The 14890-nt window shown below is 68.2% G+C and carries 10 protein-coding genes; 7 read left to right on the plus strand and 3 right to left on the minus strand.

Translation table 11 applies throughout. The annotated features are described in order from the left end of the window. Positions 1–138 precede the first annotated feature (138 nt). From ACIQUC_RS00720 to ACIQUC_RS00740, 5 genes are all read left to right on the plus strand, one after another. Positions 139–822 (plus strand): DivIVA domain-containing protein, encoded by a 684-nt coding sequence (locus ACIQUC_RS00720; protein ID WP_402262118.1) that lies wholly within the window; start codon positions 139–141, stop codon positions 820–822. Between the two features lie 2 nt (positions 823–824). After that, positions 825–1487, plus strand: coding sequence for a signal peptidase II (lspA, locus tag ACIQUC_RS00725; RefSeq protein WP_402262121.1), 663 nt, complete (start codon positions 825–827; stop codon positions 1485–1487). After that, positions 1484–2407: an RluA family pseudouridine synthase gene (locus ACIQUC_RS00730; protein ID WP_022905404.1), complete on the plus strand. Its 924-nt coding sequence runs from the start codon at positions 1484–1486 to the stop codon at positions 2405–2407. Before lspA ends, ACIQUC_RS00730 begins: the two co-directional genes overlap by 4 nt. A 597-nt stretch (positions 2408–3004) precedes the next feature. After that, positions 3005–6487, plus strand: coding sequence for a DNA polymerase III subunit alpha (gene dnaE, locus ACIQUC_RS00735; protein ID WP_042723464.1), 3483 nt, complete (start codon positions 3005–3007; stop codon positions 6485–6487). A 35-nt stretch (positions 6488–6522) separates the two neighbouring features. After that, positions 6523–7305 (plus strand): hypothetical protein, encoded by a 783-nt coding sequence (locus ACIQUC_RS00740; protein WP_402262124.1) that lies wholly within the window; start codon positions 6523–6525, stop codon positions 7303–7305. Positions 7306–7362: 57 nt separating this feature from the next. Here the strand turns inward: ACIQUC_RS00740 and ACIQUC_RS00745 are convergent, their stop codons facing one another. Together ACIQUC_RS00745 and ACIQUC_RS00750 are read right to left on the minus strand one after the other, a co-directional pair. After that, positions 7363–8817 (minus strand): glycosyltransferase family 2 protein, encoded by a 1455-nt coding sequence (locus tag ACIQUC_RS00745; RefSeq protein ID WP_402262127.1) that lies wholly within the window; start codon positions 8815–8817, stop codon positions 7363–7365. Next, positions 8814–10184 (minus strand): glycosyltransferase family 4 protein, encoded by a 1371-nt coding sequence (locus ACIQUC_RS00750; RefSeq protein WP_402262130.1) that lies wholly within the window; start codon positions 10182–10184, stop codon positions 8814–8816. The genes ACIQUC_RS00745 and ACIQUC_RS00750 overlap by 4 nt, the downstream gene beginning before the upstream one ends. Before the next feature lie 169 nt (positions 10185–10353). Between ACIQUC_RS00750 and ACIQUC_RS00755 the strand changes: the two genes are divergently transcribed. Both ACIQUC_RS00755 and ACIQUC_RS00760 read left to right on the plus strand, forming a co-directional pair. Further along, positions 10354–11175 (plus strand): ABC transporter permease, encoded by an 822-nt coding sequence (locus ACIQUC_RS00755; protein ID WP_022905399.1) that lies wholly within the window; start codon positions 10354–10356, stop codon positions 11173–11175. Continuing rightward, on the plus strand, positions 11172–11900 hold the full coding sequence (locus tag ACIQUC_RS00760) for an ABC transporter ATP-binding protein (protein ID WP_402262132.1): 729 nt from the start codon (positions 11172–11174) through the stop codon (positions 11898–11900). The genes ACIQUC_RS00755 and ACIQUC_RS00760 overlap by 4 nt, the downstream gene beginning before the upstream one ends. Before the next feature lie 126 nt (positions 11901–12026). Here ACIQUC_RS00760 and ACIQUC_RS00765 read toward each other — a convergent pair whose 3' ends face one another. After that, on the minus strand, positions 12027–14690 hold the full coding sequence (locus tag ACIQUC_RS00765; protein ID WP_402262135.1) for a CDP-glycerol glycerophosphotransferase family protein: 2664 nt from the start codon (positions 14688–14690) through the stop codon (positions 12027–12029). Positions 14691–14890: the final 200 nt, after the last annotated feature.

The raw sequence follows: 14890 nt of genomic DNA on the forward strand, positions 1-14890 counted from the left end.
TTCACGGCCACCGTCGGTGTACGGTGGTCGGGACCGATGCTCGCCCCGGCGTGGCATCCGCACCGTTCGGTGTGACTGGTAGATTCGGTCGCACCGGTTCGGTTCCACACGTTCAGCAGTTCTATTGAGGTGACGGCAATGGCTTTGACGCCGGAAGACGTAGTCAACAAGCGGTTCCAGCCGACGAAGTTCCGCGAGGGCTACGACCAGGACGAGGTCGACGACTTCCTCGACGAGGTCGTGGTCGAGCTCCGTCGCCTGACGGCCGAGAACGACGAGCTCCGCCAGCGTCTGCAGGCGGCCGAGTCGGCGCCGAAGCCGGCCGAGGCCGAGCAGTCCGCCCCGACCCCCGAGCCCGAGCCGGAACCCGCCCCCGTGGCAGCCGCTCCGGAGCCGGCTCCGGTCGCCGCCGCCGCGCCGGCCACCACGGTCCCGGCAGACGAGGACACCGAGGGCACCACGAACCTCCTGACCCTCGCGCGTCGTCTCCACGAGGAGCACGTCCGCGAAGGCGTCGAGAAGCGTGATGCGCTCATCGCCGAGGGCACCGCCCAGGCCGCGCGTCTCGTCTCCGAGGCCGAGGCCAAGCAGCGCCAGATCATCGCCGACACCGAGAACACGAACCGTCAGCGTGTCGCGGTGCTCGAGCAGGAGCAGCGCCAGCTCGAGGGCAAGATCGACGAGCTCCGCACGTTCGAGCGCGACTACCGCGCACAGCTCAAGAGCTACATCCAGGGTCAGCTCGCTGAGCTGGACGGCTCGGGCACCGAGCAGTCCGGGCTCACCCCGGCGCCGGCATCGGCGCAGGGCTTCGGCAACTGACGTTGTCGCGACCAGCATCACGAGCGAAGGTCAGTGTCCGCGCGATCGCGGCACTGGCCTTCGCCGCTGTCGTCGTGGTGGCGCTCGACCAGGGCGTGAAGGCGCTCGTCGTCCAGAACCTGCCGTACGGCACGCCGGTCCCGGTCCTCGGGAACGTCCTGCAGCTGCTCTACGTCCGGAACCCCGGTGCCGCGTTCTCGTTCGCGGTGAACATGACCTGGGTGTTCTCGATCGTCTCCACCGCCGTCGTCGTCGCGATCATCCTGTTCGCCCGACGCATCCGCTCGATGTGGTGGGCGCTCGTGCTCGGCATGCTCCTGGGCGGGGCGCTCGGCAACCTGCTCGACCGGCTCTTCCGTGAGCCCGGCTTCGGCCGCGGCCACGTGGTGGACTTCATCTCGACGCCGTGGATGATGCCGGCGATCTACAACATCGCCGACTCGTTCATCTGCATCAGCATGGTGATCTTCGTCCTGCTGGTGATCCTCGGCGTGAACCTCGACGGCTCGCGCGCCCTCTCCGCGAAGCAGCAGCGCGCGGCGGACGCGGCCCGCGCGCAGTCGGACGCCTCCGAGGTGGACGAGCACCGCGCCTCCCGGCCCCTGGTCGACGACCCGCGCGCGCCGCGTGACGGGCGGGACACCCTCGGGCACGACGCGACGTGACCGAGAGCCGTTCCCTGCCGGTCCCGGACGGGCTCGCCGGTGAGCGCGTCGACGCCGCCATCGCGAAGCTGCTCGGGTTCAGCCGCTCCTTCGCGGCCGAGGTCGTCGCAGCCGGTGGCGTGACCGTCGACGGTGTGACCGTGGACAAGTCCGATCGGTTGCACGCCGACTCGTGGCTGCAGGTCGAGTGGACGCCGAAGGAAGCCCCCCGGATCATCCCGGTCGAGGTCCCCGGCATGACGGTCGTGCACGACGACGACGACATCGTCGTGGTCGACAAGCCGATCGGCGTCGCCGCACACCCCTCGCCCGGCTGGGACGGCCCGACCGTGCCCGGGGGCCTCGCCGCCGCCGGCTTCACGATCGCGACCTCCGGTGCCGCCGAGCGTGCGGGCATCGTGCACCGCCTCGACGTCGGCACCTCGGGGCTCATGGTCGTCGCGAAGACCGAGCTCGCGTACACGCACCTCAAGCGCGCGTTCAAGGAGCGCACGGTCGACAAGGTCTACCACGCGCTCGCGCAGGGCCACCCGGACCCGACCTCCGGCACGATCGACGCCCCGATCGGACGGCACCCCTCGAGCGACTGGAAGTTCGCGGTCACGGCCGACGGCAAGCCGAGCGTGACGCACTACGAGACGCTCGAGGCGTTCCGGTCGGCGACGTTGCTCGAGGTGCACCTCGAGACCGGCCGCACGCACCAGATCCGGGTGCACATGGCGGCGACGCGGCACCCGCTCGTGGGCGACACGATGTACGGGGCCGACCCGGTGCTCGCGAACGAGCTCGGGCTGACCCGGCAGTGGCTCGACGCCGTCCGCCTCGGGTTCGAGCACCCGCGCACGGGGGAGTGGGTGTCGTACTCGGCGGAGTACCCCGACGACCTGCAGCTGGCGCTCGACCGCATCCGCGCCGCGTAGGCGCGCGGCGGGTCCCGCGCGGCCCCGCGCGGCCCCGTCCCGCGCGGCCCCGTCCCGTCCCGCCGAGCGGGCGAAATACGTCACGCTCGGCGCCTCCGAGCGGCACGTTCTGCACGCTCGGCGGCACGCACGCGGCGTGTCCCGTCCGCTCGGCGTCGCGTCGGGCGCGGGGCGACCCCCGACGGCCTGGAGGCGCGGGTGGGCCCCGCACCGCGCCTCCCGTCCGGTGTCGGTCGCGCCGGGCGCCAGGCTCGCCGGACCCGGCCACCTCGGGCTCGGCCACCTCGTCTGCGAGGTCGCGGGATCTGTCGCTCGCGGCGCCGAGGAGCGGCACATCGTGCGACCTGGGCGGCACGCGCGCGGCGTGTTGTGCGACCTCGGCGTCGCGGTCCGCGCGTGTCCCTCGGCGTGTTGCGCGACCTCGGCGTCGCGGTCCGCGCGTGCGCCGCGCCGGGGCCCGGCGACCGCGCCGACGCGCCCGGGTTTGTCCCCGGTCGCGGTTAGGCTGTTCCCAGACCGCAGCAGCTCCCGCGAACCGGAGGTTCCGTGTCGGATTCCGACTCCTTCGTCCACCTGCACGTGCACAGCGAGTACTCGATGCTCGACGGCGCCGCCAGGCTGGGCGACCTCGTGGCCGAGACCGCGGCGCAGGGCATGCCCGCCGTCGCGGTGACCGACCACGGCAACATGTTCGGCGCGTTCGAGTTCTGGAAGGCCGCCAAGGCCGGCGGCGTGAAGCCGATCATCGGGACCGAGGCGTACATCACGCCGCGCACCCACCGCACCGACAAGACGCGCATCCGCTGGGGCGACGGCGGCGGGGACGACGTGTCCGGCTCCGGCGCGTACACGCACATGACGATGTTCGCCGAGAACACCACGGGCATGCACAACCTGTTCCGGCTCTCGAGCAAGGCGTCGATCGAGGGGTACTACTTCAAGCCCCGCATGGACATCGAACTGCTCGAGGAGTACCACGAGGGCATCATCGCCACGACGGGCTGCCCCTCCGGCGAGATCCAGACGCGCCTGCGGCTCGGGCAGTACGACGAAGCCGTCAAGGCGGCGGCGGACTACCGCGACATCTTCGGCAAGGAGAACTACTTCGCCGAGGTCATGGACCACGGACTCGAGATCGAACGACGGATCATGAGCGACCTGATCCGCCTGGCGAAGGACCTCGACATCCCGCTGGTCGGCACGAACGACCTGCACTACACGCACGCCCACGACGCCAAGTCGCACGCGGCGCTGCTGTGCGTGCAGTCCGGCTCCACCCTCAACGACCCGAACCGCTTCAAGTTCGACGCCGACGAGTTCTACCTGAAGACCCCGCAGCAGATGCGGCACCTCTTCCGCGACAACCCCGAGGCCTGCGACAACACGCTGCTCATCGCCGAGCGGTGCAACGTCGAGTTCGACACCGCGGCCAACTACATGCCGAAGTTCCCGGTGCCCGACGGCGAGACCGAGCACTCGTGGTTCGAGAAGGAAGTGGCGAAGGGGCTCGAGTACCGCTACCCCGAGGGCATCACGCCCGAGGTGCAGGAGCGTGCCGACTACGAGGTCGGGATCATCAACCAGATGGGCTTCCCTGGGTACTTCCTCGTGGTCGCCGACTTCATCAACTGGTCGAAGAACAACGGCATCCGCGTCGGCCCCGGCCGTGGTTCCGGTGCCGGCTCGATGGTGGCCTACGCGATGCGCATCACCGACCTCGACCCGATCCGGCACGGCCTGATCTTCGAGCGCTTCCTCAACCCGGACCGCGTCTCGATGCCCGACTTCGACGTCGACTTCGACGACCGGCGCCGCGGTGAGGCGATCAAGTACGTCACCGAGAAGTACGGGTCCGAGCGCGTCGCGCAGATCGTCACGTACGGCACCATCAAGGCGAAGCAGGCGCTCAAGGACTCCTCGCGCGTCCTCGGGTTCCCCTTCGGCATGGGCGAGAAGCTCACCAAGGCGATGCCGCCGCCCGTGATGGGCAAGGACATCCCGCTCACCGGGATCTTCGACAAGGACCACCCCCGCTTCAAGGAGGCGGTGGACGTCCGGACGGTCGTCGAGACCGACCCCGAGGCGAAGACGGTGTTCGACACCGCGCTCGGGCTCGAGGGGCTGAAGCGACAGTGGGGCGTGCACGCCGCCGGCGTCATCATGTCGAGCGACCCGCTGATCGACATCATCCCGGTGATGAAGCGCGAGCAGGACGGCCAGATCGTCACGCAGTTCGACTACCCGGCAGCGGAGTCGCTCGGCCTGATCAAGATGGACTTCCTGGGCCTCCGGAACCTGACGATCATCAGTGACGCCCTCGACAACATCAAGACGAACCGCGGGATCGAGCTCGACCTCGAGACCATGGGGCTCGAGGACCCCGAGGCGTACGCGCTCCTGCAGCGCGGTGACACCCTCGGTGTGTTCCAGCTCGACGGCGGCCCCATGCGCGGGCTGCTGCGCCTGATGAAGCCGGACAACTTCGAGGACATCTCGGCGCTCATCGCCCTGTACCGTCCGGGGCCCATGGGTGCGAACTCGCACACGAACTACGCGCTCCGCAAGAACGGCGAGCAGGCGATCACCCCGATCCACCCCGAGCTCGCCGAGCCCCTGCAGGACATCATCGGCACGACCTACGGCCTGATCATCTACCAGGAGCAGGTCATGGCCATCGCGCAGAAGGTCGCCGGGTTCTCCCTCGGCCAAGCGGACATCCTCCGCCGCGCGATGGGCAAGAAGAAGAAGTCCGAGCTGGACAAGCAGTACGCGGGCTTCGAGAAGGGCATGCAGGACAACGGCTACTCGGCCGCTGCCATCAAGACGCTGTGGGACATCCTGCTGCCGTTCTCCGACTACGCGTTCAACAAGGCGCACTCGGCGGCGTACGGCGTGGTGTCGTTCTGGACCGCGTACCTCAAGGCGCACTACCCGGCCGAGTACATGGCGGCGCTGCTGACGAGTGTCGGTGACGCCCGCGACAAGCTCGCGCTGTACCTCAACGAGTGCCGCCGCATGGGCATCAAGGTCATGCCGCCGGACGTCAACGAGTCGATCGGCTTCTTCGCGGCCGTCGGCGAGGACATCCGCTTCGGCATGGGCGCCATCCGCAACGTCGGGTTCAACGTCGTCGACGACATCGTGAAGGCCCGCACCGAAAAGGGTGCGTTCGAGTCGTTCCACGACTTCCTGCGCAAGATCCCGATCTCGTCCGCGAACAAGCGGACCGTCGAGTCGCTCATCAAGGCCGGTGCCTTCGACGAGTTCGGCGACTCCCGCCGGGCGCTCGTCGAGATCCACGAGGCTGCGGTCGAGGGCGCGGTGAAGGTCAAGCGCGACGAGGCCCACGGCAACGTCGGGTTCGACTTCGACTCGCTCTTCGCCGAGGTGGCCGAGGAACAGCCCTCGGCGGCCGTGGTGTCGCAGGTCCCGGACCGGCCGGAGTGGTCCAAGCGCGACAAGCTCGCGTTCGAGCGCGACATGCTCGGCCTGTACGTCTCCGACCACCCGCTCGCCGGGCTCGAGATCGAGCTCGCCAAGCACCAGTCGATCACCATCGCCGACCTCATCGCGGCCGACGACTCGGTCGAGGGCGAGACCGTCACGGTCGCCGGCCTGCTCACGAGCGTCCAGCACCGGGTCGCGAAGTCGAGCGGCAACCCGTACGGCATCGTCGACATCGAGGACTTCGGTGGCCAGATCGGCGTGATGTTCCTCGGCAAGACGTACCAGGAGTTCGGGCCGTCGCTCGTCGCCGACTCGATCGTCGTCCTGCGCGGGCGGGTGAACGTCCGCGACGACGGCAAGGCCCTGCACGCGGTGAGCATGTTCCAGCCGAACGTCGGTGACGCGATGGGGTCCGGACCGCTCACGCTGAGCCTGCCCGAGCGCCAGGCGACCACGACGACGGTCACCGAGCTCGCCGCCGTGCTCGGCCGGCACAGCGGCGAGACCGAGGTCAGGTTGAAGCTCATCAAGGACGACGTGGCTCGTACCTTCGAGCTGCCGTTCCCGGTGAACCTCACGCCCGACCTGTTCGGCGAGCTGAAGAGCCTGCTCGGCCCGCGCTGCCTGGTCTGACGCGGTGCCTGGTCTGACGCGCTGCCTGGTCTGACGTGCTGCCCGTCCGCCCCGACCCCGCCGTGCTGCGGGCGTTCGGGGTGGCCGGTGCCCGACCGGTCCTGCTCGCGGGCGGCCGCGGGCTGACCTGGCGCGCCGACACCGTGGTCCTCCGGCCGCACGACGGCGCGGCGGTGACGGACTGGCGGGCCGAGGTCCTCGCCGAGCTGGAGCACACGCCGGCGTTCCGCACACCACGGCCGGTCCCGACGTCCGAGGGGTCCTGGCGCGTCGGCGAGTGGGAAGCGCTCGAGTGGGTGCCGGGGCATGCCGTCCCGACCCGGGTGGCCGACGTCATCGCCGCGGGGACGGCGTTCCACGAGGCGGTCGCGCACCTGGACCGCCCGGCCTTCCTCGACCATGCCGACGACGCGTGGAGTCGTGCCGACGGCATGGCCTGGGGGACTGCTCCGCTCCCGCGGCAGCCCGCCCTCGACCGGCTCGGTGCCGCGTTCCGGCCGGTCCGGTCGCCGTCCCAGCTCGTGCACCGGGACCTGCTCGGCAACGTCCTCTTCGCCGACGGTCAGCCGCCGACGGTGATCGACTGGCCACCGTCCTGGCGTCCCGCCGGCTTCGGCGCGGCCATCGCCGCGGTGGACGCCGTGTGTTGGCACGGGTACCCGGTCGACGCGGTCGGCGCCCTCGGCGACGGGATCGCCGAGTGGGCGCAGCTCCTCGTGCGGGCGCTCGCGTTCCGCATCGCGACGCTGCAGCTGCTGGACGCGTGGGACCCGGCCACCGCCCACCGGCACGATCCGGTCGTGGACGCGCTCGTCTGACGGCCAGGAGGCGCGGGGCGGCGCCGCCCCGCGCCTCCCGACCGGCGGGTGGTCCGGTCAGGCCCCGCGGCCGGTGATGGCGCGGATGCGCGCCACGAGACGGGGGCTCCGCGCACCGAAGGTGAGCGCGGTCAGTCGGCGGATCGAGACGGTCGCGCGGTGCACGAGCAGCCCCGTGGCCTCGGCGATGTCGGACACCGCGTGCCAGCGCGCGCGGAGCGCCACCGGGTCGATCTCGGACGACGCGGCCATGCGGACCAGCTTGACGAGGTCGTCGCCGCCGTGCCACACGGTGCTGTGGTTCTCGAAGCGGCGCAGGATCCGGTCGATGGCCGACGCGCGGTGGTTCGCGACCGCGAGCGACCAGCGGTGGTCGTGCGAGACGGGATCGACCAGGACCCACCGTGGCGCGTTGGCGTTCAGCGCGGAGAGCTGGGCGAACGTCGTCAGCGCGCCCAGGGCGACGGCGACGTCGAAGATCTGCCGCGGACGCCCGCCGACGGCGATCGACGCGCCCGGCAGGGCCTGCCGGGCCGCGCGCACCTGCGACCTGGGGACGATGACGGTGACGACCATGTCGTCGGACACTGCGGCGAGGGTGCTGCGGACGCGGGCGACGAGCTCGTCGGTGAGGTCGCCGGGAAGGTGGAGCGCGACCCGGACCACGTCGTCGTCGGGCAGGAAGGCGTCGGCGAAGACGTCCACCGCGTCGCGGTACCGGGCGAGGAACAGGGCGACGGCGCCGCCGTAGAACGGGTAGCGCTCGAGCAGGATGCGCTCGTGTTCCAGCCGCAGCGACGGGCCGCGGTCACCGCTGAAGCTCGTCGACCCGGTGTGCAGGACGAGCGCACGGTTCGCGAGGACCGAGGTGAACCCCTCCTCGTTGATGCGCAGGCAGAAGTCGTTCTCCTCGCCGTAGCCCGGCGAGAAGACCTCGTCGAAGAGGCCGAAGCGGTCGATCATCTCGCGGCGGATGAGGAAGCAGAAGCCCATCGCGACGGGGGAGACCGTGTGGCGGGGGAGCAGGTACTTCGTGCGGCCGTGGAGCTCGCGGGTCCGTCGGGGTGCGAGGTTCGCGCTCGGGTTCCGGCGGGCGTACGGGAACGACGCGATCGTGGCGTTGTCGCTGCGGGCGCAGACGACGCCGATCACGTCGTCGGAGGCGAGCACCGCCGTCATCTCGTCGAGGAACCCGGGCATCGGCACGGTGTCGCTGTTGAGGAGCAGGACGTCGTTGCCCGTCCCGTCGAGCTCGAGGACCGCGCGGTTGCAGTTGCCGACGAAGCCGAGGTTCCGTGCGTTGCGGGCGTACTCGAAGCCGTCGTGGTCGCCGACGAGCTCGAGGATCCGCGCCTCGATCACGTCGACGCGGGGGCCGACGTCGTTCGCGAGCAGCACCCGGTCGACCGAGAAGTCGACCGTCTCGAGGAGCGCCTCGATGCAGCGTTCGAGTCCGGGCAGGTCGTCGTAGACCGGCACGACGATCGTCACCGCACGGCGGTCGCGGGTCACCGGCGAGCCAGCTTCCGCACGACGACACCCGGACGGGCGAGCAGCCGGCCCACCGCACCCGAGCGCGACCGCACCCGATTCGCGAGCAGGCCCACCGCGGCGCGGGCGCTCGTCGCGCCGAGGGACGCGTAGGCCCCCGGCAGCTCGAACCAGTAGCGCGCGGCCTGGGGGAGCCGGTAGCCCTCGGTGCCGACCAGGGCGACCAGCCGCTCGATCGCGGCGGCGTTGTCGTGACCCGACCCCGTGACGGCGGCGAGCCGCTCCGGAGCAGCCGCACCGTGCCTCCTGGCCGAGTCGGGGTCGGCCGCGTACGCAGCGAGGGCGTCCGCGAGGGCCGCGGTGTCGTCCGCTTCCACCAGCGTGCCGGTGACGCCGGGCTCGACCAGCTCGGCGCTCCCGCCCTGGCGGGTGGCGACGACCGGCTTGCCGAGCGTCATGTACTCGGCGGTGGTGCGACCGAACGCCTCGATCGTCGACGGCGTGACGCAGACGTCGGCCGCCTCGATGAACGGCGCGGGGGTGTGCTGCTCGCCGGCGAACACGACGTGGTCGGCGACGCCGAGCGACCGGGCGCGGTCGGTGAGGCGCTGGTCCTCGCCCGGGTGCTTCCAGCTGCCCACGAAGCAGACGCTCGCGGTGACGCCGCGCGCGCGGAGCGCGCCGAGCGCGTCGACCACGCGGAACTGGCCCTTCGACTCCTCGACGCGGCCGAGCACCGTGATGCGGAGCCCGGGGTCGGGTTGCGGGAAGGGCGCCACCGCGGGCGTCTGGTCGCGGGTGGCCTGGAGGCGCGTGGTGTCGACAGTCGGGTAAGCGACGGAGAGCTTGTGGTCCGGTACGTACTGCGCGAGGTGCGCGCGCATCGCCTCGGAGTTGGTGACCACGGCGCCGGACATGAGGCCGATGTCGCCGAGGACCCCGGCGCGTCCTGTCTGGAACTGCAACCCGTGGTCGAGGTCGCCGTACTCGCGGACGAACCAGGCCTGGGGGATCCCGAGCACGGCGGCGGCGAAGGACGCCCACGGGGCGACGAGCGTGTTCGTGACGACGAGGTCCGGGCGCTGGCGCTCGTAGAGCCGGATGATCGCGTTCACGGCCGCGTAGTCGACGGTGGCGAAGGCGGCGCGCTCAGCAGCCGGTGCGGGCTGCGGGCTCGGCAGGGCCCAGCCGCGGAAGCGCAGCGCGTCGTAGGACCAGCCGTGCTCGTCGAGCGCCTCGATGAACTTGCCCCGGGGTGCCTTCGTGACGAAGGTCGGGGTCATGGTCGGGTCGATCGTCAGCCAGTCCTCGACGAACCGGAGGAGTGACCGCTCCGCACCACCGAGGTTCACCGGCGCCGTGGAGTGGTTGGCGAAACTGACGATCACCTTGTCACTCTACAAAGGTTTCGGCGAGTCTTCGTCATCTCGACACCTTCTGTGGACAGCGTTCACGGTGCGGATCGTGCATCATGCAACGGTTGTGCGAGAATGCCTCGTCCCCCGAATCCCGCGAGGAGCGCGCTGGTTGCGCTCCGGAGGAGCCAGCACCCGAAGCATGACGTACCTGAACGAGCTCATGTCCTCGCGCGAGTTGCTGGCGAACCTCACAGCGCGAGAGGTCAAGGGCAAGTACCGCCGCACGGTCTTCGGGCAGCTGTGGTCGCTGATCAACCCGCTCGCGACGATGCTGATCTACACGATCGTGTACTCGTTCATCTTCCGGGCGCGGCTCGAGGTCGGCGACCCGAGCGGACTGAACATCTACCCGCTGTGGCTGATGTGCGGACTCCTGCCGTGGATCTTCGCCCGGAACGTCATCAACTCCGGCATGACGTCGATCGTCGCCAACGGCTCGCTCATCAAGAAGGTCTACTTCCCCCGGATGACGCTGCCGCTCGCGGCCGTCGGCTCCTTCGGCTTCACCTGGCTCGTCGAGATGGGCGTGCTGCTCATCGCCCTCGCCATCGCCGGCTCGAACTTCTGGATCTACCTGCCCGTGATCGCGCTGACCATGGTGTTCCTCGCCATGTTCGCCGCCGGCCTCGGGCTGATCCTGTCCATCGTCAACGTGCACTTCCGCGACATGCAGCACCTCGTCGGCATCGCCCTGCAGATGTGGATGTACCTGTCGCCGATCATCTACCCGCTGTCGCTCGTCGAGGACGCGGCGAACAAGGCCGGGCACCCGTGGATCATCCACGTGTACAAGCTCAACCCGATCGAGCGGTTCTCCGAGGTCTTCCGGAACCTCATGTACGACAACCGACTCCCGAACTGGACCGACCTGGTCGCGTGCGCCATCGCGGGATGCGCGTCGCTCGCACTCGGCTACTTCGTGTTCTCCCGCAACGAGAAGAAGCTGGCTGAACTGCTGTGACCGATGCTGCCATTACCGTCGACCACGTCTCGAAGCGCTTCCGCATGTACAAGGAGCGCAACGACTCGCTGAAGAGCATGGTCATGCGGGGCAAGAAGTCCGTGCACGAGGACTTCTGGGCCCTGAAGGACGTCTCGTTCGAGGTGCCGCACGGCACCACCTTCGGACTGATCGGCAAGAACGGATCAGGCAAGTCCACACTGCTCAAGTGCCTGGCGAAGATCCTCTGGCCGGAAGAGGGCGCGATCACCGCCCGCGGCAAGCAGGCATCGCTGCTCGAGGTCGGCTCCGGCTTCCACCCCGAGCTGTCCGGCCGCGAGAACGTCTTCCTGAACGGGTCCATCCTCGGCATGAGCCGCAAGGAGGTCGCGCGGAAGTTCGACGACATCGTGTCGTTCTCCGGCGTCGGCCACTTCATCGACCAGCCCGTGAAGAACTACTCGTCCGGTATGTACGTGCGGCTCGGGTTCTCGGTCGCCGTCGCGGTGACGCCGGACATCCTCGTCGTGGACGAGGTGCTCGCCGTGGGTGACGCCACCTTCCAGAAGCGCTGCCGGACCAAGTTCAAGGAGATGAAGGAGGAGGGCCGGACGGTCATCCTCGTCTCCCACTCGATGAGCACGGTGAAGGACATGTGCGACGAGGTGGCCTGGCTCAACGAGGGCGAGCTGAAGATGATCGGCAAGACCGACGACGTCGTCAAGGCGTACAACGAGACCGTCTGACCATCCCGGCCACTTCTCGCTATCCCGACGTCGGGAGCCGATGGCGATAGCTCCCCTGATCGGAGCGCCGATACCAGCTGTTCGGCTCTCCCGCGGAGATCGCTCACCGCGGAAGAGCCGTGCGTGCTAGTTGGCTGCTGGAGTGGCCGCTTCGGATCGACTCGGCTCTGCCACAGGTGCACCGCCGTCTACGGCGAGCATCGCGGTGAACACTCGCTCTCGGTTCTTCCCGTCCGCTGCGACGAAGGCCCGGCGCTCACGTTCGAGGTACACCTCAGCTGGCTGCCAATTCGCGGCTGCGTCGGAACGGAGCGTCTCTACGACTTCGGAGGCAGTGCGCACGACTGGGCCGAAACCGTCTTCGCGGTGGTCGAAGTACCCGGGGCGGCCGACGTGCAGACCGTTGAAGAACTCGTCCCGATCGAACTGGAAGTAGGTGACGGGGATGTTCAACAGAGCCGCATCGAACGCCACGGACGTGTAATCGGTCACGAAGGCGCAGGAACGGGCCAGGACATCCTGGACGTTGTCCGTAGCGAACGACAAGACCTCGACCGACTCCGGAAGACCGAAGTCACCGAGGTACGGCTTCATGTTCGGATGCGGCATGAAAGCAACTCGTTTGCCGTGTTTGGCAGCGAGCTCATGGAGAGCCGGGTCCGTCAGCAGAGCTCTGAAAGCCTGCGCGTACTCGCTCGTGTCGAAGTCGGGATGCTTCAGACGCTCATTCGAACCCTTGACGACCCGACCGACCAATGATTGACGCCAGGTCGGCATGACGACGATCAGATCGCGCTCTCCGACCGGGACGGCTTCTCGGCGGGCCAGCAGGGCATCGTGTCGAGGCAATCCCGTCAGCACGACCTCGCGGTCACTGAACTTGTAGGGCCCTGGACCGGCGATGGCTGCCTTCTCATCGGGTGTAGAGGTGACGAAGACGTCGATGTCCTTTTCGTTCAGCCATCGCGAGAGGTCGTTGTGGATGACACCGTGCTGGAGGAAGGTGAACGAGAATCGTTCCCGGCCGAAATCGATACGAGGGAGCGGATGGACGACGTAGTTGTCGATGTGCGATGAAGCGAGGTGCTTCGCGTGCAGTATCAGGGAGTACCAGTCCTTCGACTTGTAGTCCACGAGACGGAATCCCTCAGTCTCGAGCCTTGCCCAGTCCTTGGACTCCTTCGACAGGACAAACCAAGAGTTGACATCGGGACGGTTATTCTTCATCCAGCGGTACTGGTGCTCGGCATTGTCGTTCGCGTCCGTGTCCCGGTCCATGAAGACCCACGCGTCCGCGAATCGGGTCCGCGCCGCCTTCGAGCGAGCGCGCCAGACGATCGCCCGGATCCGCCGCTCTCGGGCGCTCAGGAAGCGGTCGCGAAGCACTCGCGCCTCCGACCTCACGAGCTCCAGACGGCTGCTCCCGAGCGCCCACTTGTCTGCCACCTCCTCGCGCTGACCGACGATGAACGGGTCGAGCATGCGCTTGGTGAGAGCGTGTGGCTGCCCCAGAGGGGCGTCGCGCGAGAACGCGACTGGTTTGCCGTCCAGTGTGAGCGTCGTCATCTGTCCGCGAACCAACCAGACAACTCGACGTCTCACGAGGACGCGATCGTAGAACGCAACATCTTCGACGGTCTCGTAGGCGGGCTGGACCGTCGCCAAATCGCTCGTCCAGCGTTCCTCGGGCAGATCGCCAGTGAACCAGTAGGCGAACTGCAGAAGTTGATGACGCTCGTCCACTGAGATGAGCTGGACTGTGTCCGGTCGCCGGTTCCCCGCCGCGTAACCGTACAGGAGCACCTCGCGAACCGATTCCTGAACCGAGATCGCTGAGAACTCGCGGATCGCGTCAGCGCTGATGTGCTGGAGGATCTCCGCAGCGAGTTCGTGGAACTCACCGAGAATTTCTTTCGGCGCCGCGGCTGTTGCCGATCTGGCGCCCCGCTCGTTTCGGAAGTACCAGATGAGATCGTACAGAACCGTGTTCTCGACCCAGCGCGGGATCGGGCCGACAGTCGCCGCCTCACGGAGGAGGTCGAGTTCCCCGTATCTGAGAACGTTCGTGTACTTCTCCGGCTTGTCGTACCCACCTTGAACGAGGGAGGAGTTGTCAGAGCGCACGCGATAGAAGTACTTTGCGGACGCCATGAGACCGATGTGATGCGACCCCGTACGGAGAAGGTAGCGACCCACTGTATGAGCATCCTCGAAAGTCGGACGGATACGTGAGTCGAAGGTGAGCCCGGTCTCCCGGAGCAGAGCGGTCTTGAGGAACGCGTGATTCACACCGAACTGCGTCACAGGATCGAGCCGCATGTTCACGACTCGTGACCCCTTTTCGAAGCGCTTCCTCGAAGGGTGGTTGTCGGTGACGTTCCCGTCGTCGTCAGTCTTCATCAGGTGAGCTGCGAGGACCGTCAAGGACGGCCGATCGTGGAGGTTCATGAACTTGATCACCTCGTCGAAGTACGACGATTCGAACATGTCATCGGGGTCAGGGAAGGTGACCCAGTTGCCCCGAGCCTCACGCAGTCCCGTGTTCCGTGCTTCAGCCAGTCCCTGGTTTTCCTGCCGAATGACTCGAGCATTGAGAGGGTGCTTCGAGAGCCAGGCCTCGATGATCTCCGCGCTGTCGTCGGGGGATCCGTCGATGACGAATAGGAACTCGACGTTCTCGAGGTCGTTCGTCTGGGCTTCGATCGAGCTCAAGAAGTCAGACAGGTACCGCTCGACGTTGTAGGTCGGCACAACGGCTGTAATGAGCGGGAGAACGGATTCGCGGGGCATCGGTGCTTTCCTTCGGTGAACTTCAGCAGTTTACGCAAGCTTGAGAGCCGAGTGTGCGGCGTTCAAAAAGATCGACCACGTGGTTGGCGCGGCGCTGGACGTCCCGGCCCCTCCGACCCATGCCCAGTCCCGTGGCATCCCGCCTTCGCGGCTCTAGGTCAACACCCCAATATAGAGGACTGGTTCGGCAGCGAGGAAGG

It is taken from the genome of Curtobacterium sp. NPDC098951 (assembly GCF_044759965.1).
Lineage (GTDB): Bacteria > Actinomycetota > Actinomycetes > Actinomycetales > Microbacteriaceae > Curtobacterium.